The 24,810-nt window shown below is 73.0% G+C and carries 23 protein-coding genes; 4 read left to right on the forward strand and 19 right to left on the reverse strand.

All coding sequences use genetic code 11. From position 1 onward, the window contains the following. Window positions 1-9: 9 nt before the first annotated feature. The 12 genes from ACFVTF_RS36090 to ACFVTF_RS36145 form a co-directional block, all read right to left on the reverse strand. Window positions 10-747 carry a methionine ABC transporter permease gene (locus ACFVTF_RS36090; protein ID WP_350877913.1) on the reverse strand — a complete coding sequence of 246 codons (738 nt, stop codon included), beginning with the start codon at window positions 745-747 and terminating at the stop codon, window positions 10-12. Further along, a complete protein-coding gene (locus ACFVTF_RS36095; protein ID WP_063346838.1) occupies window positions 744-1,769 on the reverse strand; it encodes a methionine ABC transporter ATP-binding protein in 1,026 nt (341 codons plus the stop codon). The genes ACFVTF_RS36090 and ACFVTF_RS36095 overlap by 4 nt, the downstream gene beginning before the upstream one ends. A gap of 579 nt (window positions 1,770-2,348) precedes the next feature. Then, complete coding sequence (locus ACFVTF_RS36100) at window positions 2,349-2,852, reverse strand: GNAT family N-acetyltransferase (RefSeq protein ID WP_063346839.1); 504 nt, start codon at window positions 2,850-2,852, stop codon at window positions 2,349-2,351. Window positions 2,853-3,365: 513 nt separating this feature from the next. Further along, entirely contained in the window at window positions 3,366-3,623 is a 258-nt protein-coding gene (locus ACFVTF_RS36105; RefSeq protein ID WP_159398377.1) for a hypothetical protein, read from the reverse strand. Between the two features lie 107 nt (window positions 3,624-3,730). Then, on the reverse strand, window positions 3,731-5,167 hold the full coding sequence (gene argH, locus ACFVTF_RS36110) for an argininosuccinate lyase (protein ID WP_363618200.1): 1,437 nt from the start codon (window positions 5,165-5,167) through the stop codon (window positions 3,731-3,733). A gap of 44 nt (window positions 5,168-5,211) precedes the next feature. Continuing rightward, the gene (locus tag ACFVTF_RS36115; RefSeq protein ID WP_387818281.1) at window positions 5,212-6,405 is read right to left on the reverse strand and encodes an argininosuccinate synthase; all 1,194 of its coding nucleotides are present in this window, start codon (window positions 6,403-6,405) and stop codon (window positions 5,212-5,214) included. A 181-nt stretch (window positions 6,406-6,586) separates the two neighbouring features. Continuing rightward, a complete protein-coding gene (locus tag ACFVTF_RS36120; RefSeq protein ID WP_063346843.1) occupies window positions 6,587-7,135 on the reverse strand; it encodes an arginine repressor in 549 nt (182 codons plus the stop codon). Window positions 7,136-7,158: 23 nt separating this feature from the next. Then, the gene (locus tag ACFVTF_RS36125) at window positions 7,159-8,364 is read right to left on the reverse strand and encodes an acetylornithine transaminase (RefSeq protein WP_387818283.1); all 1,206 of its coding nucleotides are present in this window, start codon (window positions 8,362-8,364) and stop codon (window positions 7,159-7,161) included. After that, window positions 8,361-9,236 carry an acetylglutamate kinase gene (gene argB / locus ACFVTF_RS36130; RefSeq protein WP_350878043.1) on the reverse strand — a complete coding sequence of 292 codons (876 nt, stop codon included), beginning with the start codon at window positions 9,234-9,236 and terminating at the stop codon, window positions 8,361-8,363. The genes ACFVTF_RS36125 and argB overlap by 4 nt, the downstream gene beginning before the upstream one ends. A gap of 143 nt (window positions 9,237-9,379) precedes the next feature. Continuing rightward, complete coding sequence (gene argJ, locus ACFVTF_RS36135; protein WP_387818303.1) at window positions 9,380-10,534, reverse strand: bifunctional glutamate N-acetyltransferase/amino-acid acetyltransferase ArgJ; 1,155 nt, start codon at window positions 10,532-10,534, stop codon at window positions 9,380-9,382. Window positions 10,535-10,548: 14 nt separating this feature from the next. Beyond that, the gene (gene argC, locus ACFVTF_RS36140; protein WP_371516249.1) at window positions 10,549-11,577 is read right to left on the reverse strand and encodes an N-acetyl-gamma-glutamyl-phosphate reductase; all 1,029 of its coding nucleotides are present in this window, start codon (window positions 11,575-11,577) and stop codon (window positions 10,549-10,551) included. Between the two features lie 162 nt (window positions 11,578-11,739). Further along, window positions 11,740-12,942: a methyltransferase gene (locus tag ACFVTF_RS36145; RefSeq protein WP_387818285.1), complete on the reverse strand. Its 1,203-nt coding sequence runs from the start codon at window positions 12,940-12,942 to the stop codon at window positions 11,740-11,742. An 82-nt stretch (window positions 12,943-13,024) separates the two neighbouring features. Here ACFVTF_RS36145 and ACFVTF_RS36150 point away from each other — a divergent pair, with 82 nt between their 5' ends. Beyond that, entirely contained in the window at window positions 13,025-13,450 is a 426-nt protein-coding gene (locus ACFVTF_RS36150; protein ID WP_371516251.1) for a VOC family protein, read from the forward strand. Window positions 13,451-13,513: 63 nt separating this feature from the next. After that, window positions 13,514-13,888: an RNA-binding S4 domain-containing protein gene (locus tag ACFVTF_RS36155; protein WP_371516252.1), complete on the forward strand. Its 375-nt coding sequence runs from the start codon at window positions 13,514-13,516 to the stop codon at window positions 13,886-13,888. A gap of 31 nt (window positions 13,889-13,919) precedes the next feature. Here ACFVTF_RS36155 and ACFVTF_RS36160 read toward each other — a convergent pair whose 3' ends face one another. Together ACFVTF_RS36160 and ACFVTF_RS36165 are read right to left on the reverse strand one after the other, a co-directional pair. After that, window positions 13,920-14,426, reverse strand: a complete 507-nt coding sequence (locus ACFVTF_RS36160) for an FBP domain-containing protein (RefSeq protein WP_387818288.1) — start codon at window positions 14,424-14,426, stop codon at window positions 13,920-13,922. A 165-nt stretch (window positions 14,427-14,591) separates the two neighbouring features. Next, on the reverse strand, window positions 14,592-15,476 hold the full coding sequence (locus tag ACFVTF_RS36165) for an SAM-dependent methyltransferase (RefSeq protein ID WP_387818290.1): 885 nt from the start codon (window positions 15,474-15,476) through the stop codon (window positions 14,592-14,594). A 277-nt stretch (window positions 15,477-15,753) separates the two neighbouring features. On the opposite strand from ACFVTF_RS36165, the gene ACFVTF_RS36170 reads away from it, so the two are divergent. Then, a complete protein-coding gene (locus ACFVTF_RS36170) occupies window positions 15,754-16,713 on the forward strand; it encodes a polysaccharide deacetylase family protein (protein ID WP_387818292.1) in 960 nt (319 codons plus the stop codon). A 44-nt stretch (window positions 16,714-16,757) separates the two neighbouring features. Here the strand turns inward: ACFVTF_RS36170 and ACFVTF_RS36175 are convergent, their stop codons facing one another. After that, window positions 16,758-17,576 (reverse strand): SDR family NAD(P)-dependent oxidoreductase, encoded by an 819-nt coding sequence (locus ACFVTF_RS36175; RefSeq protein ID WP_371516256.1) that lies wholly within the window; start codon window positions 17,574-17,576, stop codon window positions 16,758-16,760. 283 nt (window positions 17,577-17,859) lie between these two features. On the opposite strand from ACFVTF_RS36175, the gene ACFVTF_RS36180 reads away from it, so the two are divergent. Beyond that, window positions 17,860-18,729, forward strand: coding sequence for a 3-hydroxybutyryl-CoA dehydrogenase (locus ACFVTF_RS36180; protein ID WP_363583810.1), 870 nt, complete (start codon window positions 17,860-17,862; stop codon window positions 18,727-18,729). A gap of 69 nt (window positions 18,730-18,798) precedes the next feature. Here the strand turns inward: ACFVTF_RS36180 and ACFVTF_RS36185 are convergent, their stop codons facing one another. The 4 genes from ACFVTF_RS36185 to ACFVTF_RS36200 form a co-directional block, all read right to left on the reverse strand. Continuing rightward, window positions 18,799-19,638, reverse strand: a complete 840-nt coding sequence (locus ACFVTF_RS36185; RefSeq protein WP_387818294.1) for a chitosanase — start codon at window positions 19,636-19,638, stop codon at window positions 18,799-18,801. A gap of 207 nt (window positions 19,639-19,845) precedes the next feature. After that, a complete protein-coding gene (gene pheT / locus ACFVTF_RS36190) occupies window positions 19,846-22,347 on the reverse strand; it encodes a phenylalanine--tRNA ligase subunit beta (RefSeq protein ID WP_387818296.1) in 2,502 nt (833 codons plus the stop codon). Then, window positions 22,347-23,468 carry a phenylalanine--tRNA ligase subunit alpha gene (gene pheS, locus ACFVTF_RS36195; protein WP_363372880.1) on the reverse strand — a complete coding sequence of 374 codons (1,122 nt, stop codon included), beginning with the start codon at window positions 23,466-23,468 and terminating at the stop codon, window positions 22,347-22,349. Before pheS ends, pheT begins: the two co-directional genes overlap by 1 nt. Window positions 23,469-23,693: 225 nt before the next feature. After that, a complete protein-coding gene (locus ACFVTF_RS36200; RefSeq protein ID WP_063346858.1) occupies window positions 23,694-24,797 on the reverse strand; it encodes an ATP-binding protein in 1,104 nt (367 codons plus the stop codon). Window positions 24,798-24,810: the final 13 nt, after the last annotated feature.

Consider the following 24,810-nt stretch of genomic DNA (forward strand, 5'->3'; position numbering starts at 1 on the left):
CCGGGAGGTCTAGGGGGCGACGAGGTCCGCGTCGGGGGCGGCCGGTCCGGCCGGGGTGCGGCCCAGCAGGCGGGTCCGGCCGCCGGTGCCGCCGCGGTTGGCGAGGCGCCGGACGGCGAAGTCGCCGATCAGCTGGACGGCGGTGACGAGGATCACCAGCTCGGCCACGATGACCCACATGAAGGCGGTCTCGAAGCGCTGGTAGCCGTAGTTGACGGCGAGCGTGCCGAGGCCGCCGCCGCCGACCGTGCCGGCCATCGCGGAGTAGCTGATCAGCGTGATGATCGTGGTGGTCACCGAGGCGGCGATGCCGGGCAGCGCCTCCGGGAGGAGCGTCTTGCGGACGATCGTCCAGGTGCTGCCGCCCATCGCCTGGACGGCCTCGACCAGGCCGCGGTCGACCTCGCGGACGGAGGTCTCGACCAGGCGGGCGAAGAACGGGATGGCGCCGATGGTGAGCGGCACGGTCGCCGCCTGCCAGCCGATGGAGGTGCCGACCAGCCAGCGGGTGAAGGAGATCAGCGCGATCATCAGGATGATGAACGGCACCGAGCGGGCGATGTTCACCACGAAGGCGATCGACTTGTTGACGGCCCGGTTGGCCAGCAGCCCGCCCTTGTCGGTCAGCACCAGCAGGATGCCCAGCGGCAGGCCGAGCAGCACGGTGACGGCGGTGGAGACGCCGACCATCTGGAAGGTCTCCTGCGTGGCGGGCCCCATCAGGGCCCACATCTGGTCCCAGGTCATGCCACCGCTCCGTCCGCCGCGCCCAGTACGTCCACCTGCAGGCCCTGCTCGCGCAGGTAGCCGATCGGCACCACGTTGTCCTGGTGGCCGCCGGAGAGCTCGACCCGCATCCGGCCGACCATCCGGCCGGCGATGGTCTCCACCGCGGCGCCGAGGATGTTGATGTCGATCTGGTAGGTGCGGGCCAGCTGGGAGACGAAGGGCTGGGCCGAGGAGTCGCCCTGGAAGGTGATCTCCAGCACGGTCGAACCGGGGTGGCCGGTGCCGAACTCGCTGAGCGGGAACAGCTCGCGGGCCAGCTCGGAGCCGGGCTCGGCCAGCAGGTCGGTCAGCCTGCCGGACTCGACCACCCGGCCGCCGCGCATCAGGGCAGCGGAGTCGCAGACGGACTTGATGACGTCCATCTCGTGGGTGATCAGCAGGACGGTGAGGCCGAGCTGCTGGTTGAGGTCGCGCAGCAGCTTGAGGATCGAACGGGTGGTCTCCGGGTCGAGCGCCGAGGTGGCCTCGTCGGAGAGCAGCACCTTGGGGTCGCCGGCCAGGGCCCGGGCGATGCCGACGCGCTGCTTCTGGCCGCCGGAGAGCTGGTTGGGGTAGCTGCGGGCCTTGTCGCCGAGGCCGACCAGGTCGAGCAGTTCGGCGGCCTTGCGGCGGCGCTGGGTGCGGTCCAGTCCGATGATCTCCAGCGGGAGCTCGACGTTCTGCTGGACGGTCCGCGAGGAGAGCAGGTTGAAGTGCTGGAAGACCATGCCGATCCGGCGCCGCGCCTCCCGCAGCTCCCGGCCGGCCCGGTTCTCGCCGCCGGACAGCGCGGTCAGCTCGACCCCGTCCACCGTGACGGTGCCGGAGGTCGGACGCTCCAGCATGTTCACGCAGCGGATGAGGGTGGACTTGCCGGCGCCGCTGGTGCCGACGACGCCGTAGACCTCGCCAGGACGGACGTGCAGGTCGACGCCGGCGAGGGCGCTCACCTCGCGGCCTCGGGAGCGGTAGACCTTCGTGAGGTCCGTGGTGGTGATCACAGCTGCTTCCGTGGGTCGGGGGCGGGCGGCGGGCGGCCGCCCGACCGGGGTGCGGTCGGCGACGTGCACGGCGCTTCGCCAGGGGGATCCGGACCTGCCACCCCTTGATCGTGGCCGCTGGGCGGCCGGGCCGCGCGACGGCGTGGCCCTTACGAGTCATCGGGCGCGGGTCACCGGCACGAGTCGTCGTGGACGACCACCCGCCCATGGGTGGGCAGGCGGGGAGGAGGGGTGTGGCAGGCTGGGCGCGCTCGCACGGACGGGAACGACGCCGGGTCTCGCTTCGGGGCGCGAGGTGGGGGCACCCTCAACGGGGTGCCGGGGGCGGTGGCCCTCAGCGGTGACACATTCGACGGCACATGGCGCGCTCACCTGCCGGCATGGTGCCGGTGGGGGTCCATTTCGTCGTCGCAGTCATGTGAGCCAGTAAATCAGATGGGTCGATTTGGACCCAATTACTTGGATGTGATGTCCGCAATGCGGACACTCGACGCTGCCACCAGCGACGATGCGGCTCGGCGCCGCCACCGGACTGTCCGGATGGTGGCGGCGCCGTGCGGGCCGGAACGGGCGGAGGGCTCAGGCGGTCGCGGCGAGCGACACCACGGCGGGCTTCTCCAGGTGTACCAGGCTGAGCCGGTCGGTGACCGGCTCGACCGCGGACTGCCGGTAGCCCAGGCGGGTGTACAGCCGCAGGTTGCCGAGGCTGCGGTGGCCGGTGAACAGGCGGTAGGAGGTCACCGGACGGCCGTCCTCGGCGAGGCGGCGCTCCAGCGCGTCCAGCAGCCGGCCGCCCAGGCCGTGCCGCTGCATCCTCGGGTGGACGACCAGGCGCCCTATCCGGCCGACGCCCTCGGCGTCGACGTGACCTCGGACGGTGCCGACCACCTCGTCGCCCAGCCGGGCGACCAGGACGTACTGCCCGGACAGTTCGGCGCGCAGGCTCTCCAGGCTCTGCGTCAGGGGCTCGATCGCCCAGTCGCCGTACAGCTCCGCCTCGGGCTGGTAGCCGAGGTACTGGAGCTTGAGGATCTGCTCCGCGTCCTCGGCGTCCGCCGCCGAGATGATCACGCTCATGCCCATGTGCTGGGGCCTCCCCATCGTCGTGCCCGGCGCGCAAACGTGAGGGTGACGCACCGGATGCCCTGCCGGAGATGTCCCGGCCGGGGATCTTCCCTGACCGGGGGTGGCGCACGAACGTACCAGCCGCGCGGCCCGGAAGTGACCGGGTCGACGGCGACGCGCTCACGCTCAGTATCCGAGTGATCGCGGCACCGTCAAGAGCTACGTTCGCCAGCGCTCTACCCGCGTGTCAGCTGCTCTCAACCTTCGGGGCGTGCGACGTGGCGAGGGTCACGCGGGGGCGGGGCGGGTGGTGGGGCCGGTGGCGGGCGCCGCACGCCGGGCGTGGCCGGGGGCGGCGACGGCCCGACGTGGCGAGGGTCACCCGGGGGCGGAGGCCGACGGCGGCGGCCGACGGCGGCGGCCGGACGTGCGGAACGTCACCCGGGCGGAGCCTCCTCCGGGGTGATCTGCATGCGGAGCGTCACCGGCCTCTCACGAGAACCGCGCACGGGTACCGCTGACGGGCACCGCTCACGGGTACCGCTCGGCGTGCAGGAGGATCCGCAGGCAGGCGAGGCAGCGGGAGCGGGTGGGCCCGATCGAGCCGCGCGGCATGCCGAGGCGTTCGGAGAGCTCCCGGTAGGTCGGCGGCGGATCCTCGGCGAGGGCGGCGACCAGCTCGGGACAGCGGCCCGGCAGGCCGGCCACGGTCTCGCGGACCACGCGGCGGCGGCGTTCGGCGAGGAAGACGTCCTCGGCGGAGGGGACGGGCGGAAGGGTTGTGCACACACCGTGCATGACGGGCCGAGGCGGGCCGGGTTACGCCCGACCGGGGGTGCGGACGCCGAAGGGGCGCGACGGTCGGACCGTCACGCCCCTCCCCCGCAGACCGGTGGTCAGCCCTGGATCCACTCCTGCTGCCGCGCCAGGTCCGCCTTCACCTCGGCGAGCTGGACCGCCACCGCCGACGGCGCGGTGCCGCCGCGCCCGTTGCGCGAGGCGATGGCGCCGTGCACGCTGAGCACCGACCGGACCTCGGGCGTCAGGTGCACCGAGATCGCCGCGAACTGCTCGTCCGTCAGGTCGGACAGCTCGATGCCCTCGGCCTCGCAGACCTTGACGCAGGCGCCGGCCACCTCGTGCGCGACCCGGAACGGCACGCCCTGCTTGACCAGCCACTCGGCGATGTCGGTGGCGAGCGAGAAGCCCGCCGGGGCCAGCTCCTCCAGCCGCTCCCGGTGCACGGTGAGGGTGGCCATCATCCCGGTGAACGCGGGCAGCAGCACCTCCAGCGTGTCGCAGGAGTCGAACACCGGCTCCTTGTCCTCCTGGAGGTCCCGGTTGTAGGCGAGCGGCAGGGCCTTCAGGGTGGCCAGCAGGCCGGTCAGGTTGCCGATCAGCCGGCCGGACTTGCCCCGGGCGAGCTCGGCGATGTCCGGGTTCTTCTTCTGCGGCATGATCGAGGAACCGGTGGAGAAGGCGTCGTGCAGCGTGATGAAGCCGAACTCCTTGGTGTTCCAGATGATCACCTCCTCCGCGATCCGGGAGAGGTTGATGCCGATCATCGCGGTCACGAACGCGAACTCGGCGACGAAGTCGCGCGAGGCCGTGCCGTCGATGGAGTTGCCGACCGAGCCGCCCTCGAAGCCGAGGTCGGCGGCGACGGCCTGCGGGTCGAGGCCGAGCGAGGAGCCGGCCAGCGCCCCGGAGCCGTACGGGGAGACGGCGGTGCGGGCGTCCCACTGGCGCAGCCGCTCGGCGTCCCGGCCGAGGGCCTGCACGTGCGCGAGGACGTGGTGGGCGAAGAGGACGGGCTGGGCGTGCTGGAGGTGGGTGCGGCCCGGCATCGCAGTGTCCGGGTGCGCCTCGGCGAGGCCGACCAGGGCGTGCTGGAGGTCGAGCACCAGGGCGCCGATGGTCCTGGCGTGGTCCCGCAGGTACATCCGGAACAGGGTGGCGATCTGGTCGTTGCGCGAGCGCCCGGCCCGCAGCTTGCCGCCGAGGTCGGCGCCGAGGCGCTCCAGCAGGCCGCGCTCCAGGGCGGTGTGCACGTCCTCGTCGGCGACCGTCCCGGTGAAGGTGCCCGCCTGGACGTCGGCGAGCAGCTGGTCGAGGCCGGCCAGCATCGCGGCGAGCTCGTCGTCGGAGAGCAGGCCGGCCTTGTGCAGCACCCGGGCGTGGGCCTTGGAGCCGGCGATGTCGTACGGCGCGAGGCGCCAGTCGAAGTGGACCGAGGCGGAGAGCCTGGCCAGCGCCTCGGACGGGCCGTCGGCGAAGCGCGCGCCCCAGAGGCGGACGTCGGCGGTCTGGTCGGCGTGCTGGTCGGCGGACATCGCGTGGGCTCCTGACGGGGAAGGGGGTGGGGACGGGGAGGGGATCAGGCGAGGTCGCGGCGGGCGGCGAGCTTCGAGGACATCCCGAAGATCTCGATGAAGCCCTTGGACATCGACTGGTCGAAGGTGTCGCCGGTGTCGTAGGTGGCGAGGTTGAAGTCGTACAGCGACTGGTCCGACTTGCGGCCGTTGACCACGGCCCGGCCGCCGTGCAGGACCATCCGGATCTCGCCGGAGACGTGCTGGTTGGCCTCGTTCACGAAGCCGTCCAGCGCCCGCTTGAGCGGGGAGAACCAGAGGCCGTCGTAGACGAGTTCGGCCCAGCGCTGCTCCACCTGCCGCTTGTAGCGGGCGAGTTCGCGCTCGACGGTGACGTTCTCCAGGGCCTGGTGGGCGGTGATCAGGGCGATCGCGCCGGGGGCCTCGTAGATCTCCCGGGACTTGATGCCGACCAGCCGGTCCTCGACCATGTCCAGCCGGCCGACACCCTGGGCGCCGGCCCGCTTGTTGAGCTCCTCGATGGCCTGGAGGACGGTGACCTTGCGGCCGTCGACGGCCACCGGGACGCCGGCGTCGAAGGTGATGACCACCTCGTCGGCCTCGCGCGGGGCGGCCGGGTCCTGGGTGTAGTCGTAGACGTCCTCGATCGGGGCGTTCCAGATGTCCTCCAGGAAGCCGGTCTCGACGGCCCGGCCGAAGACGTTCTGGTCGATCGAGTACGGGGACTTCTTGGTGGTGGCGATCGGCAGGCCCTTGGCCTCGGCGAAGGCGATCGCCTTGTCCCGGGTCATCGCGTAGTCGCGCACCGGGGCGATGCACTTCAGGCCGGGGGCCAGGGAGTTGATGCCGACCTCGAACCGGACCTGGTCGTTGCCCTTGCCGGTGCAGCCGTGCGCGACGGTGGTGGCGCCGTGCTTGCGGGCGGCGGCGGCCAGGTGTTTGACGATGACCGGCCGGGACAGCGCGGAGACCAGCGGGTACTCGCCCTGGTAGAGCGCGTTGGCCTTGATCGCCGGGAGGCAGTACTCGTCGGCGAACTCGTCGCGGGCGTCCGCGACCTCGGCCTCGACGGCGCCGCAGTCCAGCGCGCGCCGGCGGATCGCCTCCAGGTCCTCGCCGCCCTGGCCGACGTCGACGGCGACGGCGATGACCTCGGCGCCCGTCTCCTCGGCGATCCAGCCGATGCAGACGGAGGTGTCCAGTCCGCCCGAGTAGGCGAGTACGACGCGCTCGGCCACGGCTTTCTCCTAACAGCTCTACGTACAGGGTTTCCGTACAGGTTTACGGCGACAGGCATAAGTATGCACTAGTCCGTATGAAACACAAAACCCCGGCCGGGGAAGTCTCCACCGGTCGGGGTTTCGTGTCGTGGCGCGTCGTTGCTCGTCGTGGCGCGTCGGGATCTCGCGTCGTCGCGCGCTACTGGGCCTTCGCCTGGGCGAGTTGCATGAGGTGGTCGGCGAGCGCCTGGCCGCCCGCCGGGTCCCGGCTGATCAGCAGGACGGTGTCGTCGCCGGCGATGGTGCCGATGATCTCGAACACCTCCGCCTGGTCGATCGCCGAGGCGAGGAACTGCGCGGCCCCCGGAGGGGTGCGCAGCACCACCAGGTTGCCGGAGGCCGTCGCCGAGACCATCAGCTCGCCGGCCAGCCGGGCCATCCGGCCCTCGCTGGCCGACTCCCCCATCGGCGCGCGCGGCGTGCGGTCGCCGCCCTCCGCCGGGACGGCGTAGATTAGCGCGCCGTCCCGGTTGCGGATCTTGACCGCGCCCAGCTCGTCCAGGTCCCGGGAGAGCGTCGCCTGGGTGACCACGAGTCCGTCGTCGGCGAGCAGCTTGGCGAGCTGGCTCTGCGAGCGCACGGGCTGGCGGGTGAGCAGGTCCACGATCCGCCGGTGCCGCGCGGTGCGGGTCTGCGGCACCTGCGGCGACGGGCCTGCGGCGGACGGGCCGGAGTGGGAAACGGTCATGTGGTCATTCTCCCGGACAACGGTCAGCTCGCATCGGCCGGGGCGCTCTCGCGCACCGCCCGCAGGACGCCCGGCAGAGCGGCGAGGAAGGCGTCCGCCTCCTGCTCGGTCAACACCAGCGGCGGGGCCAGCCGGACGGCGTCCGGGACGGCCGCGTTGACCAGGAAGCCCGCCTCCTGCGCGGCGGCCTGCACCCGCACCGACACCGGCTCGGTGAGCACGATGCCGAGCAGCAGGCCGGCGCCGCGCACGTGCGAGACCAGCGGGTCGCCGATCGCCTCGACGCCCTGGCGCAGCCGCTCGCCCAGCTTGCGGACGTGCTCCAGCAGGCCCTCGGACTCGATGGTGTCCAGCACCGCGAGCCCGGCCGCCGCGGCCACCGGGTTGCCGCCGAAGGTGGTGCCGTGCTGGCCCGGGGTGAGCAGGTCGGCGGCCTCGCCGAAGGCCAGCACCGCGCCCATCGGCAGCCCGCCGCCGAGCGCCTTGGCGAGGGTGACGACGTCCGGCTCGACGCCCTCGAAGGCCTGGTGGGCGTACCAGTACCCGGTGCGGCCGACGCCGGTCTGGATCTCGTCCAGGACCAGCAGGGTGCCCGTGGCCCGGGTGATCTCGCGGGCCGCCCTCAGGTAGCCCTCGGGCAGCGGGATGGCGCCGTTCTCGCCCTGGACCGGCTCCAGGAAGACCGCCGCGGTCTCGGTGGTGACGGCCGCGCGCAGCGCCTCGACGTCGCCGAACGGGACGTGCGTGACGTCGCCGGGCAGCGGGCGGAACGGCTCCTGCTTGGCCGGCTGGCCGGTGAGCGCGAGGGCGCCCATCGTCCGGCCGTGGAAGGCGCCCTGGAGGGCGACCAGGTGGGTGCGGCCGGTCCGGCGGCTGATCTTGAACGCGGCCTCGTTGGCCTCGGCGCCGGAGTTGCAGAAGAACACCCGGCCGCCCTCCCGGCCGTCCAGCCGCAGCAGCCGCTCGGCGAGGGCGATGGTCGGCTCGGCCATGAAGAGGTTGGAGACGTGGCCCAGGGTGGCGATCTGCCGGCTGACCGCCTCGACGACCGCCGGGTGGGCGGTGCCGAGGGCGTTGACGGCGATGCCGCCGAGCAGGTCGGTGTACTCCTTGCCGTCGGCGTCCCAGAGCTTGGCGCCCGCACCGCGCACCAGCGCGATCCGCGGGGTGCCGTAGTTGTCGGTGAAGGCGTGCTGCCACCGGCCGGTCAGTTGCTCGTTCGCGGTCATGCCAGTCCCCCGGTCACGGTCTGTTCGTCGTCCGGCACGACCATCGTGCCGATGCCCTCGTCGGTGAAGATCTCCAGCAGCAGGCTGTGCTGCACCCGGCCGTCCAGGACGCGGGCGGTGCCCACCCCGGAGCGGACGGCGCGCAGGCAGCCCTCCATCTTGGGGAGCATGCCGCTGGCCAGGCTCGGCAGCAGCTCCTCCAGCTCGCTCGCGGCGAGTTGACTGATCACGTCGTCGGAGTTCGGCCAGTCCGCGTAGAGGCCCTCGACGTCGGTCAGGACCACCAGCATCTCGGCGCCCAGCGAGACCGCCAGGGCGGCCGCGGCGGTGTCGGCGTTGATGTTGTAGACGTGGCCGTCGGCGCCGCGCGCGATCGAGGAGATGACCGGGATCCGGCCGTCGGCGATCAGCGCCTTCACCGCGCCGGCCTCGATGTTGACGATGTCGCCGACCAGGCCGATGTCGACCTGCTCGCCGTCCACCACCGCGTACCGCTTGACCGCCGTCATGGTGTGCGCGTCCTCGCCGGTCATGCCGACCGCGAACGGGCCGTGCTCGTTGAGCAGGCCGACGAGTTCGCGCTGCACCTGGCCGGCCAGCACCATCCGGACCACGTCCATGGTCTCGGGGGTGGTGACCCGCAGGCCGTTGGTGAAGCTGGACTCCAGGCCGAGGCGGTCCAGCTGGGCGCTGATCTGCGGGCCGCCGCCGTGCACCACGACGGGGTGCAGGCCGGCGTAGCGGAGGAAGACGACGTCCTGGGCGAAGGCCGACTTGAGGCTCTCGTCCACCATGGCGTTGCCGCCGAACTTGATCACGACGGTCTTGCCGTGGAAGCGCTCCAGCCACGGCAGCGCCTCGATCAGCGTCATCGCCTTGGGCAACGCGGTGTTGTTGCGGGCCTGTTCGCCCTTGGGTGCGATCTTCACGGGTGTCCCTCGTCCGAACGGGTGTCGCGCATCGGGTGTCGCGGGTCAGGTGTCGCGCATCGGTGGCGCGCGTCACCTGTCGGGCATCAGGTCGAGTAGGCGCTGTTCTCGTGGACGTAGTCGGCGGTGAGGTCGTTGGTCCACAACGAGGCGCTCGCCGTACCGGCGTTGAGGTTCGCGGTGATGACGACCTCGCGGCCGGCCATGTCCACCAGGGTGCGGTCCTCGCCGACGCTGCCGTCCTTGCAGACCCAGACGCCGTTGATGGCCACGTCCAGCCGGTCCGGGTCGAAGGCGGCGTCGGTGGTGCCGATCGCGGCCAGCACCCGGCCCCAGTTGGGGTCCTCGCCGTGGATCGCGCACTTGAGCAGGTTGTTGCGGCTGATCGTCCGGGCGACGTCGACGGCCTCCTGCTCGGTGGCGGCGCCGGTGACGTCGATCCGGATGTCCTTGCTGGCGCCCTCGGCGTCGGCGATCAACTGGCGGGCCAGGTCGGCGCTGACGGTGCGGACCGCCTCGGCGAACTCGGCCGCGTCCGGGACGACGCCGGAGGCGGCCGAGGCCAGCAGCAGCACGGTGTCGTTGGTGGACATGCAGCCGTCGGAGTCGATCCGGTCGAAGGTGGTGCGGGTGGCGCCGCGCAGCGCGGTGTCCAGGGCGGCGGCGTCCAGGTCGGCGTCGGTGGTGATCACGACCAGCATGGTGGCCAGGCTCGGGGCGAGCATGCCCGCGCCCTTGGCCATGCCGCCGACCGTCCAGCCCGCCGGGCTGGCGACCTGGGCGGTCTTGTGCACGGTGTCGGTGGTCTTGATGGCGATCGCGGCGGCCTCGCCGCCGGTCGCGCTCAGCTCCCGGGCGGCCAGCGCGACGCCGGGCAGCAGGACGTCCATCGGGAGGCGCTCGCCGATCAGGCCGGTGGAGGCGACGGCGACCTCGCCGGCGTTGAGCTCCAGCTCCTCGGCGACCTTCTCCGCGGTGGCGTGGGTGTCCTGGAAGCCGAGCGGGCCGGTGCAGGCGTTGGCGCCGCCGGAGTTGAGGACCACGGCGGACACCTGGCCGCCCTTGAGGACCTGCTCGGACCAGACGACCGGCGCGGCCTTGACGCGGTTGGCGGTGAAGACGCCGGCGGCGGCGAGCGCGGGGCCCTCGTTGACCACCAGGGCGAGGTCCGGGGTGCCGGAGGCCTTGATGCCCGCGGTCACGCCGGCGGCCCGGAAGCCCTTGGCGGCCGTCACGCCCACGTTCGTACTGTTGCTCACGGTGCGACTCCGTTCACGGGAAGGCCCAGCTCCTCGGGCAGGCCCAGGGCGATGTTCATGCTCTGCACCGCGCCGCCCGCGGTGCCCTTCACGAGGTTGTCGATCGCGCTGATCGCGATGATCCGCCCGGCGGTGGCGTCCAGCGCGACCTGGACGAGGGCGGTGTTGGCGCCGTAGACGCTGCTGGTCTGCGGCCACTGCCCCTCGGGCAGCAGGTGGACGAACGGCTCGTCCGCGAACGCCTCGGCGTAGGCGGCGCGCAGGCTCTCGGCGGTCACGCCGGGGCGCGCCTTGGCGGAGCAGGTGGCGAGGATGCCGCGCGGCATCGGGACGAGGGTCGGCGTGAAGGAGACGGTGACGGGCTCGCCCGCGACCGGGGTGAGGTTCTGCACCATCTCCGGGGTGTGCCGGTGCACGCCGCCGACGCCGTACGGGCTGACGTTGCCCATGACCTCGCTGCCCAGCAGGTGGGTCTTGGCGGCCTTGCCCGCACCGGAGGTACCGGAGGCGGCGACCACGACGGCCTCCGGCTCGGCGAGTCCGGCCGCGTACGCCGGGAACAGCGCCAGGGACACGGCCGTCGGGTAGCAGCCGGGCACGGCGATCCGGTTGCTGCCCTTCAACGCGGCCCGGTGGCCGGGGAGTTCGGGCAGGCCGTAGGGCCAGGTGCCGGCGTGCGCGGAGCCGTAGAACTGCTCCCAGTCGGTGGCGGCGCGGAGCCGGAAGTCGGCGCCGCAGTCGACCACCAGGACGTCGTCGCCGAGCGCCTCGGCGACGGCGGCGGACTGGCCGTGCGGCAGCGCCAGGAAGACCACGTCGTGGCCGGCCAGCACCTCGGGGGTGGTGGGTTCGAGGACGCGGTCGGCGAGCGGGATCAGGTGCGGCTGGAGCACGCCCAGCCGGGTGCCCGCGTTCGAGCCGCCGGTCAGCGCCCCGATCTCCACCTCCGGGTGGCCGAGCAGCAGACGCAGCACCTCGCCGCCCGCGTATCCGCTCGCGCCGGCGACGGCGACTCGCAATGCCATGGCGTTCCTCCTTTGTTGTGGCATGAATATACGCAGCACGGAACATTCATGCAAGAAGCTGCGGTCAGGACCCCGAAGAACGCCCGAAAACCGCCCTGCGTCCGCCCGGCCGGGCCGCCACCGGCCCGCGACCGAACCGCCACCGACCGGGCGGACGCCGGACTACCGCTTGACCGCGCGCAGCACCACGAACTTGGGGTTGCCCGCCACCAGCTGGCAGTTCCCGAAGAGCCGCCGCAGCTTGACGTGGTAGCCGAGATGGCGGTTGCCGACCACCCACAGCTCCCCGCCCGGCCGCAGCGCCCGCCGGGAACCGGTGAACATCCGCCAAGCGGTGGCGTCCGTGGTGGCCTGGTGCGAGTGGAACGGCGGATTGTTCAGGACGAGGTCCACCGAGCCCGGGGGCGCCACCTCCGGCGCCAGCGCGTCGGCGGTCAGGAACTCCGCCCGGGCGTCCGGGCCCAGATTGGCGCGGAAGGTCTCCTCCGCCGAGGCCACCGCCTGGTGGGACTCGTCGACGAACACCAGCTCCGCACCCGGCCCGGCCAGCGCGGCGGCCGTGCCGACCACGCCGTTGCCGCAGCCCAGGTCGACCACCCGGGCCCCGGGCGCCGGGGTCGGCAGGTGGCCGAGGAAGAAGCGGGTGCCGATGTCGAGGCGCTCGGCGCAGAACGTGCCGGCGTGGTTGACCACCGTGCGCCCGGAGACCGCCCCGACGTCCGGCGGCAGCGCGTAGCGGTGCGGCCACGGGCTGGGGCCGGGGTCCAGCGCCGGATCCGGGGTGCAGAAGATCAGCCGGGCCTTGCGGGCGGCGAGCGAGGTGCGGGTCGGGCCGAGGATCCGCTCGAAGAGCTGGAGCGTGGAGGTGTGGATCTCGGCGACCATGCCGGTGCCGACCACCACCGTGCCCGGGTGGACGGCGGGGGCCAGCCGGTGCAGCTGGTCCTCCAGCAGGGCCAGGCTCTTGGGGACGCGCACCAGCAGGACGTCGATCCGCTCCGGCGGGGCGTCCCGGGTGGTCAGCAGCCGGGCCGGGTCGACGGTGGCGCCGGCCCGCGCCAGGTTGGCCAGGGTGGCCTGCCGGCCGAGGTGGGAGTCGACGATCTGCACCGGCTCGTGGGCGGCCAGCGCGGTGGTCAACGCGCCCCAGCGGTCGCCCAGGACGACGATCCGGCGGCCGGCCAGGTCGGTCGCGGTGCCGGCGGCGCTGTCCGCCTCGCCCGCGAGGTGGCGCAGCAGGTACTCGTCGGCCGCGTCCCAGGCCCGCAGCCGCTCACGCGGGTCCTCGGGGAAGCGGGTGAGGTCGAAGGCGCCCCACGGCGTGCTGAACTGGGTCGCCGCGGCGGGCGTGATCTCGGGATTCATCGTGTTCTCAGGCTATCCGACGGCCCGACGGGGAACCGTTTCGACGGATACTGGAAGAGCCCGGCCGAGAGGGGTGAGGGCGATGGACTGGAAGCTCGAAGTCGTGGTGGTCCCGGTGTCGGACGTGGACCGCGCGAAGCTGTTCTACGAGGAGCGGGTCGGCTTCACGGTCGACCACGACACCCGGTTGCGCGACGGGGTCCGGGTCGTCCAGCTGACTCCCCCGGGCTCGACGTGCTCCATCGTGGTGGGCGCCGGGGTCATCGGGGCGCCGCCCGGATCCGTGAAGGGACTCCAGCTGGTGGTGCCGAACATCGACAAGGCGCATGCCGAACTCGCGGCCCGGGGCGTCGAGGTCAGCCCGGTCCAGCACTTCGAGGCGGGCAGCCGGGTGGACGGGCACGGCGAGGCCTGGAACTCCTTCGTGTTCTTCAACGACCCGGACGGCAACGGCTGGGCGGTCCAGGAGGCCCCGCAGGCGGCCCGCAGGGTGCCGGAGGCGGCGTAGCGGGCGCCGACCGGCCCGGGTCCGAACCCGGGCCGGTCCGGGCTGCTTGGGTAGGCTCCAGGGATGGCTGAACACGAGGGAAGCGTGCGGGTGGACAGCTGGATCTGGTCGGTCCGGCTCACCAAGACGCGGGCGCTGGCGGCCGCCGCCTGCCGGGCCGGGCACGTGCGGGTGAACGGCGAACGGGTCAAGCCGGCCCAGGCGCTGCGCCCCGGGGACGAGGTGCGGGTCCGCGAGGAGGGCTACGAGCGGGTCGTCGTGGTGCAGAAGCTCATCCGCAAGCGGGTCGGCGCGACGGTGGCGGCGGACTGCCTGATCGACAACAGCCCGCCGCGGCCGCCGCGCGAACTCGTCGCAGCGGCCGGCGAGCGGGACCGGGGCGCCGGGCGCCCGACCAAGCGGGAGCGGCGCGACCTCGACCAGCTGCGCGGGCACTGATCCCGCCGGCCCGCGCTGTCGGCGAGTCCCGTCAGTGCGCGGTGTCGGCGAGCACCTTGGCGAGGAAGGCCGCCAGGTTCCCCACCGTCCGGTCGATCTGCCGCTCCAGCGGCAGCGACTCGTCGGGCCTGGTCACCAGGGCGGACTTCTTCAGCCCGCGCACGTACAGCGAGCAGGCGAGGTCGGCGCAGATGTACGTGCCGACGGTGTTGCCCTCCCGCCCGGCCGCCCCGGCCCGGCGGGCGGCGAGCAGCGCGACGCCGGAGCCCGCGTGCGCGGTGATGCACAGCGAGCAGACGTTGGTCTTGGTGAGGCTGCGGCGGACCGTCGGCACCCGCAGCGTCACGCCGACCGGCTCGCCGCCGTACGGCGCCACCAGGTAGGCCCGGTCGGGCGCGCCCTGGTCCCGCCAGCCGAGGAAGTCCAGGTTCTCCCAGGGCAGTTCCGCCAGGCCCCGGGGGAGGTTGAGCCGACGGGCCTCGCCCTTGGAGCAGTTGACGAAGGACGCGCGGATCTCGTTCTCGCTCAGGGGTTCCATGGCGCGGAAGCTAACACCGGCCCGCCCGCGCTGTCGTGCCAATTTCTCCCGGTACGCGCCGGGGAGGGTGACGGGCTGTCAGTGGCCGGGCCTAGGGTTCGTGGTGTGCGAGGCCGGTCCCGGCGTAGGAGGGAGGCGCCGGGGCCGACGCCTCGTGAACCGGGGCTACGGCTTGAACGCGACGCCCGCGTAGGCGGAGACGTCCTGCCAACCTTCGGGGAGTTCGGTGCTGGGGACGTGACCGGGGGTGGGGCGCCAGAGCGGGAGTTGGACCAGGCCGGGGCCGGCGAACTCGAAGTCGCCGAAGAAGGGTTCGACGCCGGCGCGCGGGCGCAGCACCAGGGGGGCGCTGGCGCTGCGGTAGATGCGGGTGCCTTCGGCGGCGCTCTCCCGGGAGGCGAAGTCGGGGCTGCCGTGGGAGAGGATCAGCGCGCTGCCGGGGGCGAGCGCGTCGCGCAGGGTGCGGACGATCTGCTGGGCGCCGTCCTCGTCGCGGATGAAGTGCAGTACGGCGACGAGCATCAGCGCGACCGGCCGGGACAGGTCGACGGCGGCGAGCAGGCCCGGGTGGCCGAGGATGGCGGCCGGGTCGCGCAGGTCGGCCTCGATGACCGAGGTGTGTCCGGCGGGGTGGCCGGCCAGCAGGGCGCGGGCGTGGGTGGCGACGATCGGGTCGTTGTCGACGTACACCACCCGGGCGTCCGGGGCGACCCGCTGGGCGACCTCGCTGGTGGAGCCGACGGCCGGGATGCCGGTGCCGATGTCGACGAACTGGCGGATGCCCCGGCCGGCGGCGAACTCCACGGCGTCGCCGAGGAACTGCCGGTTGGTGCGGGCCAGCAGCGGCAGCGCGGGGTAGGCCGCTATGGCGGCCTGGGCGGCCTTGCGGTCGGCCTCGAAGTTGTCCTTGCCGCCCAGGTAGTAGTCGTACATCCGGGCGGTGTGCGGGACGCCGGTGTCGAGCTCGCTCGGCGGCTGCCAGTCGTCCGCTCTGGCCCAGTCCCAGTCGGTGCCGGTGGCCTCGCCGACGATCGCGCTGTCCTCGTGCATCCTGTTCCGCCCCCCTCTGCCGTGCTCACTGCCGGTCGATGGCACCGCCTCGGCGGCCGGCGGGCCCGCCCGGTACCACGGGGGTCACCCCGCGTCCGGCCCGGCCACCCTCCCGTGGCGTGCGGTGCGCCGTGATCGTATCCGACGACACGCCGGTGAAACACCGGCAGTTCAGGTTTACGCAACGCCCGGACGGTGGTGTGTGTGCACGTCAATGGCGGTACCGGGCCGCTCCTCGGATCGCCGTGGGTGGCCGCCGTCTCTATGCTGACTGCCGATGACTGCCGACCGCCGCACCGTACTGCGCACCGCCGTCCAGCTGGCCGCCCTGACCGCCGCCAGCGGGTTCCTCAGCGCGTGTGCCTCCGGCGCCCCGCGCCGGGCCGACGCCGGGGTGCTCGCCGTGCACCCGGGCACCCTCGACCCGCAGCACACCACCGACCCGGCCTGGAACGGCGGCGAGGGCCCGGCCTCCCCCGTGCCGTCCGCCCCGCCGGAGCCGCAGCCCACCGGGACCGACCCGAGCGGCGGTACCGACCCGGCCACCGGCGCGGAGCCGGCCGCCGGGGCCGCGACGCCCCCGCCGACACCGCCGACGCCTCCGACCCCGCCGGTGCTGCCGCCGCTCGCCGCCGGCACCCCGGTCGAGGTGGTGAACGGGCCGCGCACCAGCAAGTTCGTGGCGCTGACCTGCCACGGCAGCGGCGATCCGAAGCAGGCCACCGCGCTGCTGGAGGCCGCCGAGCAGCGCGGCATCAAGCTGACCGTGATGGCGGTCGGCAGCTGGCTCGACCAGCAGCCGCAGATGGCCCGCCGGATCCTGGACGCCGGCCACGAGCTGGGCAACCACACCCAGAACCACCTCGACCTCTCGACGATGACGGCCGCCCAGGTGCACGACGAGATCGCCCAGTGCGCCGAACGGCTGCAGCGGCTCACCGGCTCGATCGGCCGCTGGTTCCGCCCGTCCGCCGCCCAGTACGCCACCCGGACGGTGCGCGAGCAGGCGAAGGCGGTCGGCTACGAGCACGTGCTGTCGTTCGACGTCGACCCGCGCGACTACAACGACCCGTCGGCCGCCGAGTTGCAGCGCCGGGTGCTGAAGTCGGTGCGCGGCGGTTCGGTGGTCGCCCTGCACATGGGCCACCAGTGCACGGTGGACGCGCTGCCGGGCATCCTGGACGGCCTCGCCAAGGCGGGTCTGAAGCCGGTGACCGCCAGTCAGCTGTGCGCCTGACCGCTCTGCGGACCAGGGAGGAGCACGCCGGCCGAGGGGCCCGTTCAGCCCATCGGGTCGTCCGCCTTGTACGGGCGCATCCGCAGCGTCCGGGCGTCCGCCGCGCGGATCTCCGCGGCCCGGTTGACCAGCTCCTCCAGGTCGTCCCGCCCGGCGTGGATGAACCGGCCGTGCAGCCCGTCGAAGCGGCCCCGGGCGGCGTCCACGGTGACCGCGACCATGTACGGGATGGAGCCCCAGGTCGTCGTGTCCTTGAACATCGGCATCGCGGCGGTCATGTCGGTCTCGACCGCGCCGGGGCTGATGTCGAGGATGACGATGCCGTGGCGGGCCAGTGAGTCCGCCATGTTGTCGGAGAGCTGGAGCAGCGCGCCCTTGGAGGTGGCGTACGCGGTGTAGTCGCCGTCCGGGCGCAGGGCGAAGCCGGAGTTGAGGTTGACCACCCGGCCGCGCTCCCGGGACACCATGCCGGGCAGGACGCAGCGCAGCAGGTTGTAGGGGCCGCGCAGGTTGGTCTCGATCACCTGCCACCACTGGTTGGCGTCGGTCTCCCAGAGCGGCACCTCGGCGCGGTCGACCAGGCCGGCGTTGTTGATCAGCAGGTCGATCGGGCCGAGGTCGCGTTCGACGACCCGGACGGCCTCGCGGACGGCGCCGGCGCGGGTGACGTCGGCGGTGACGGCGACGCCGCGGGAGCCGTGCCGGGCGCACTCCTTGAGGGTGTCGGTCAACGTCCCGTGGGTGCGGCCGACCAGGCCGACGGCCATGCCCTCGGCGGCCAGGCCGATGGCGATCTCCCGGCCGATTCCCCGGCCCGCGCCGGTGATCAGGGCGACCTGTCCTGCGAGCGATCCCGTCGGCACCGTGTGCTCCCTTCCCGTCCCCGGCCCCCGTCTGCGGCATTCTTCCGGCCGCCGCACGGGCGCGGCCCCGGGCGCACGGGCGGCGGGCCCGGCCTCACCCGTTCGGACGACGTCTCGCACTGGCACCCGGCCGGGGAGGGGGTGACCTACTGGCCGGTACGGAGTAGTAACGTCGTCGGGACGGTGACCGGTGCACCCATTCCGGCACACCGGCCCGTTGACCAGCAGCTCGCTGGGCCACCAGTTCGCTGGGCGACCCCCAGCACCACCGAAGGGCAACTGAGTGAGTGACATCGCGCGCGTCGGAGTGATCGGCTGCGGCCTGATGGGGTCGGGCATCGCGGAGGTCTTCGCCCGGGCCGGGCTGGACGTCCTGGTGGCGGAGGCCAGCGGCGAGGCGCTGGAGTTCGGCCGCACCCGGCTGACCAACTCCCTGGACACGGCGGTCAAGCGCGGCAAGCTGAGCCCGGAGCTGCGGGACGAGGCGCTGGCCCGGCTGACCTTCACCGTGGACCTGTCCGACTTCGCCGACCGCGACCTGGTGGTCGAGGCGGTCGCCGAGCGCGAGGACATCAAGGTCAAGATCTTCCAGACCCTGGACCAGGTGGTCGAGCGCCGGGACGCGATCCTCGCCTCCAACACCTCGTCGATCCCGATCGTGAAGCTGGCCGCCGCCACCTCCCGCCCCGAGCAGGTGATCGGCCTGCACTTCTTCAACCCGGCGCCGGTGCAGAAGCTGGTCGAGGTCATCCCGACGCTGACCACCTCGGCGGTGACCACCGAGCGGGTCGAGGCCTTCGCCTCCCAGGAGCTCGGCAAGGAGCCGATCCGCGCCCGCGACCGGGCCGGCTTCGTGGTCAACGCGCTGCTGGTGCCCTACCTGCTGTCCGCGGTGCGGATGTTCGAGTCGGGCGTGGCCACCGCCTCCGACATCGACAAGGGCATGGAGGCCGGCTGCGCCCACCCGATGGGCCCGCTGCGGCTGTGCGACCTGATCGGCCTGGACACCATCGTCTCGATCGCCGAGTCGATGTACGACGAGTACAAGGAGCCGCTGTACGCCGCTCCCCCGCTGCTCTCCCGGATGGTCGACGCGGGCCTGCTGGGCCGCAAGTCCGGCCGCGGCTTCTACGACTACACCGCGAGCGCCTGAGCACCGGCCGGTGGACGGCGGCGGGGCCCGGGAGCGAGGTGCTGCTCCCGGGCCCCGCTCGGCGTTCCGTCAGCTGTTGATGGCGTAACTGTCGCCGTAGACCTTCCACTTGAGCGGCGGGTTGAGGTCGAAGTTCTTCGCGTTGAGGAAGACCGACTGCTCGGTGTCGACCCGGCTGGTGTCGGAGTGGGCCTGCTCCTTCTTCATGACCACCTTGCGGGCGTCCAGGAAGGCCTTGAGGTAGATGGCCTCGTCGCCGCCCTGGGCGGGGGTCTTGGCCTTCTTCAGGGCGGCGGCGCGGATGCCGCCGAAGCTGTCCGAGCTGTTGCCGGGGCCGTGCATGACGATGGCGTCGTAGTAGGCGAACTGGCCGAGCGCGCGCAGGCCGTCGGACTTGGCCTGGTTGACGGCGGGGTTGAAGTACACCCGGTCGCGCTCGTCGTTCTGGGCCTGCTGGAAGACCGTGTCCTTGGCGGCGGCGGCCCAGTCGTTGACGAACGGGGTGCCGAGGCCGGTGTGCGAGGCGCTGCCGTTGACCTTCTTCAGGGCCGGCAGGTACTTGGCGAGGACGTTGCCCGGCTTGAGGTCGGTGTAGTGCTGGACGAGGTCCAGCATGTCGCCGGTGCCGGAACAGAAGCCGATGATGCCGGCGGTGTAGCCGCGCCCGTCGCCGATGTCCTCGATGTACTTGTACTGGGCCTTCCAGTCCAGCGAGGAGTTCTCCGCGCTGGACACCAGCTGCATCGCGATGTCCTTCTTGTGCGGGTCGTCCAGCCCGACTCCCTTGAGCTGGACGGACGTCGCGGACATCGGCGCGGCGGTGGCGGCGCCGGCCGCGACCGTGAGGGGCGCGGCCACCAGGGCGGCGGCGAGGGCGATGCGGAGGGCACGGTGGTGCTGGGGACGCATACGATGCTCCGTTTCCTCGGGGGGTTAGGAAACTTTCCTAACGAGAATTAAGGCCCTCCTTCCCCGTCCCCGCAAGGGTTTTGACAAACTCTCTTCAAGACTCTTCAAAGACGCAGGTCAGACCGCAGGCCCAGGGGCGGGCTCCGGACAACGCGAAGGGCCCCGTCCGGACCTCGGTCCGGACGGGGCCCTTCGGGCCTGACGGGATCAGGCGCCGCGCAGCACCGCGCCGGTGCGGGCGACGGCCTCGGCGACGGCCGCCTCGCGGGCGGCGGTCGCCTCGTCGGCGGTCAGCGTGCGGTCCGCGGCGCGGAAGCGCAGCGCGTACGCCAGCGACTTGCGGCCCTCGCCGACCTGCTCGCCGGTGAAGACGTCGAACAGCCGGATGGCCTCCAGCAGTTCGCCCGCGCCGGAGCGCAGCGCGGCCTCCACGTCGGCGGCCGGCACGGCGGCGTCGACGATCAGCGCGACGTCCTGGGTGGCCACCGGGAAGCCGGAGACCGCAGGGCCGTTGACCTTCTCGGCGCCGTCCGCGGTGAGCAGGTCGACGTCGATCTCCATCGCGCTGGTGCGGGCCGGCAGCCCGAGCGCCTTGACGACGCGCGGGTGCAGCTCACCGGCGTGGCCGACCACCCGGTCGGTGCCGGTGACGACCAGCTCGGCGCAGCGGCCCGGGTGCCACGGCGCCCGCTGCCCCTGCCGGACGGTCAGCTCGACGCCGGCCGCGCGGGCCACCGTACGGGCCGCCTCGACGGCGTCCGCCCAGGACGCCCCGGCGCCCTGGCCCCACCAGCCGGACGGCAGCCGCTCGCCCGCGAGGGCGACGGCGATCCGGCGCGGCTGGTCCGGCAGCGCGGCGTCCAGCGCGGCCAGCTCCTCCGCGCTGGGCCGGCGGTCGACGGCCGGGCGCGGGGCCACGGACAGCTCGTCCTTGGGCAGGAAGACGGTGCCGGTCTCGTAGATCGCCAGGTCGGTGTTGCCGCGGCCGATGTTGCGCCGCAGCGAGCCGAGCAGGCCCGGCAGCAGCGTGGTGCGCAGCGCCGGCTCCTCGTCGTTGAGCGGGTTGACCAGCTTGACGGTGCGCCGACGCCGGTCGTCCGGCTCCAGGCCGAGCGCCTCGAAGGCGCTCTCGCCGAGGAACGGGTAGTTGTTGACCTCGACGTAGCCGGCCCCGGCCAGCGCGACGCCGATCCGGCGGTGGACGCGCTGGGCCTCGGTCAGGCCCTTGCCCGGGGGCACGTTGGGCATCCGGGCGGGGACGTTGTCGTAGCCCTCCAGCCGGATGACCTCCTCCGCGAGGTCGTACGGGTCGGTGAGGTCGGGGCGCCAGGTCGGCGGGGTGACCTCCAGGACGTCGGCGCCGGCGACCGAGCAGCCGATCTCCTGCAGGCGCCGGGTCACGGTCTCGCGGCCGTACGCGGTGCCGGCGACCCGGTCGGGCAGGTCGGCGGAGATGGTGATGGTGCGCACCGGGTGCGGGGCGGCGATGTCGGTGACCCCGGCCTCGGCGGTGCCGCCGGCGATCAGGACGAGCAGGTCGACGGCGCGCTGGGCGGCGGCGCGGGCGGCCTCCGGGTCGACGCCGCGCTCGAAGCGCTTGGACGCCTCGGAGGGCAGCTTGTGCCGCTTGGCGGCGCGGGCGATGGCGACCGGCTCGAAGTGCGCCGCCTCGATGATCACCTCGGTGGTGCCCGGGCCGGCGGCCGGGTCGAGGATCTCGGTGGAGGCACCGCCCATGACGCCGGCCAGGCCGATCGGGCCGCTGTTGTCGCAGATCAGCAGGTCCTCGGCGGAGAGCTTGCGCTGCACGCCGTCGAGGGTGGTGAGGCTCTCGCCCTGCTCCGCCCGGCGGACCGTGATCGGGCCGCTCACGCGCTGCTTGTCGTAGGCGTGCAGCGGCTGGCCGACCTCCAGCATCACGTAGTTGGTGATGTCGACGGTCAGCGAGATCGGGCGGATGCCGGCCTTCTGGAGGCGGCGCTGCAGCCAGATCGGGGACTTGGCGGTCGGGTCGATGCCGACGACCGTGCGGGCCACGAAGCGGTCGCAGCCGGCCGGGTCGTTGACCTTGACCAGGTAGCCGAAGGAGTTGGCCGGCGGCACGTCGAGCAGCGCCGGGTCGGCCAGCGGCAGCCCGTACGCGGCGGCGGCCTCGCGGGCGACGCCGCGCAGCGACAGGCAGTAGCCGCGGTCCGGGGTGACGGCGATGTCCAGCACCTCGTCGACCAGCTGGAGCAGCTCGATCGCGTCGGTGCCGGGCTCGAACTCCGGCGGGAGCACGATGATGCCGTCGTGGTCGTCGCCCATGCCGAGCTCGCGGGCCGAGCAGATCATGCCGGCCGAGGTCCGGCCGTAGGTCTGGCGGGCCGCGATCGGGAAGGGGCCGGGCAGCACGGCGCCCGGGAGCACCACGACGACCTTGTCGCCGACGGCGAAGTTGCTGGCGCCGCAGACGATCTCCTGCGGCTCGCCGGTGCCGTTGGCGTCGCCGACGTTGACGAGGCAGTGCCGGATCGGCTTCTTGAAGCCGGTCAGCTGCTCGATGGAGAGCACCTCGCCGACCACCAGCGGGCCCTTGAGGTCGCCGCCGAGCTGCTCGACGGTCTCGACCTCCAGGCCGGCCCGGACCAGGCGCTCCGCCACGTCACGGCCGGTCTCGCCGGCCGGCAGGTCGACGTACTCACGCAGCCAGGAAAGCGGGACGCGCATCAGATCTCCATCCCGAACGGGAGGGTGAAGCGCACGTCACCCTCGACCATGTCGCGCATGTCGGCGACGTTGTGACGATTCATCAGGATCCGCTCCAGGCCCAGGCCGAAGGCGAACCCGCTGTAGCGGTTGGGGTCGACGCCGCAGGCGACCAGCACGCGCGGGTTGACCACGCCGCAGCCGCCGAGCTCGATCCAGCCCTCGGAGGAGCAGGTCCGGCAGGGGCGGTCCGGGTTGCCGACGCTCTCGCCGCGGCACACGAAGCACTGCAGGTCGATCTCGGCGCTCGGCTCGGTGAACGGGAAGTACGAGGGGCGCCAGCGCAGCTCCAGGCCGCCGCCGATCAGCTTCTCGACCAGCACCTCGATGGTGCCCTTGAGGTCGGCGAAGGTGATGCCCTCGTCCACCGCGAGGCCCTCGACCTGGCGGAACACCGGGGTGTGCGTGGCGTCCAGCTCGTCGGTGCGGTAGACGCGGCCGGGGCAGACCACGTAGACCGGGGGCTCGCGGTCGAGCAGGGTGCGGGCCTGGACCGGGGAGGTCTGGGTGCGCATCACCACGCCGGAGTCGGCGGAGCCGTCCGGGGCCTGCACGAAGAAGGTGTCCTGCATCGAGCGGGCCGGGTGGTCCGGGCCCAGGTTGAGGGCGTCGAAGTTCAGCCACTCGGCCTCGGCCTCGGGGCCCTCGGCGACCTGGTAGCCCATCGCGACGAAGGTGTCCTCGATGCGCTCGGCCAGGGTGGTCAGCGGGTGCCGGGCGCCGCGCGGGGCGCGGTCGTACGGCAGCGTGACGTCCACCGCCTCCTCGACCAGCACGCGGGCGTCGCGCTCCGCCTCCAGCTCGGCCTGCCGCTTGGCGAGGGCCTTGTTGACGGCGCCGCGGGCCTGGCCGATCAGCTTGCCGGCGGCGGCCTTGGCGTGCGGGGGCAGGGCGCCGATCTCGCGGTTGGCGAGGGAGAGCGCGGAACGGTCGCCGGTGTGGGCGACCTTGGCCTCCTTCAGCTCGTCGAGCGTGCTGGCGGCGGCGAAGGCGGCGACGGCCTCGTCCCGCGCCTGCTCCACCACCTCGGGCTTGAGGGCCTCGACCTCGACCGGGTCGTACGACTTGTTGGGTGCCGACATCTCTATCTTCCCGTGCTCCTGCTCGTCCGTGCTCAGGTAAGGGTGGCTCTCCACTGCGGTACGCCCGGTGTGGCCGGGGCACGGGCAGCCGTTCTCCGCACGACGGGGAGGAGGGGTGTCCGCGGCTCAGCCGCACAGGGCGTCCCACGACGCCAAAGGTCGAGTGTAGTCGCAGCGCGTAGCGCGGCTGTCTGGAAGCCCGTCCAGCGGAACCCCGGAGCTCTCTCAGAGCATGAAGTCCGGAACGCTGGCGGGCAGGATGAATCGGAACCGGGCGCCGCCGCAGGGGGCCCGGTCGACCCGGATCGAGCCGCCGTGGGCCTCCACGATGCCCTTGACGATGTACAGGCCCAGGCCGGTGCCGCCGCGCTTGGAGCCGCGCCAGAAGCGGGTGAAGACGCGCGGCATCGACTCCTCGGGGATGCCGCTTCCTTCGTCGCTCACGGTGACCGCGGTTCCTTCCACGATGCGGGGAGGGGTGCCCGAGCGCTCCCAGAGGGGCGCCTCGACGACCTCCTTGGCCGGTGCCACCTCGATCGTGACAGTTCCCTCGCCGTGGCGCACCGCGTTTTCCAGCAGGTTGGCCAGCACCTGGTCGACCTTGTCCGGGTCGGCCCACAGGACGGTCAGCGACTCGCTGATCCGGACGTCGAAGCGCTCCTCGGGGATGCCGGTGGCGACCTTGCGCTCGACGTGCCGGCGCACCGCGGCGGCCAGGTCGACGACCTGCTTGCGCAGTTCCAGCCGCCCGGCGTCGATCCGGGAGATGTCCAGCAGCTCGGCGATCAGCCGGGTGACCCGGTCGGCGTCGGCGTCCACCGTCTCCAGCATCAGCCGCTTCTGCCCGTCGGTGAACCGCTCCCACTTGGCCAGCAGCGTCGCCGTGAAGCCCTTGACGCTGGTGAGCGGCGAGCGCAGCTCGTGGGCGACGGTGGCGATCAGCTCGGCGTGGCTGCGCTCGGTGCGGCGCCGGGCCTCGGTGCCGCGCAGCGCGACCACGACCCGCTGCGGCGGCCCCAGCGGCACGTCCCGGACGTACCGGGCGGAGACCAGCACCTCGCGGCCGCCGGGCAGCAGCAGGTTGCGCTCCGGCTGGCCGGTGCGGGTGGCCAGGCCGCCGTACGGGTCGGTCAGCTGCCACCAGCGGCGGCCGTCCAGGTCCTCCAGCGGGAGGACGTCCTCCAGCCCGCTACCGAGCGCGGCCTCCGGGGGCAGGCCGGTGAGCCGGGCCGCGGCCCGGTTGAAGCAGACCACCCGGCCCAGCGCATCCGCGACCACCAGGCCGTCCGGTAGGTCGTCCGGGTCGAGCTCTGGCCCGCTGCCGACCATGGGTGTCCTCCCC

It is taken from the genome of Kitasatospora sp. NPDC057940 (genome assembly GCF_042887425.1).
Lineage (GTDB): Bacteria > Actinomycetota > Actinomycetes > Streptomycetales > Streptomycetaceae > Kitasatospora.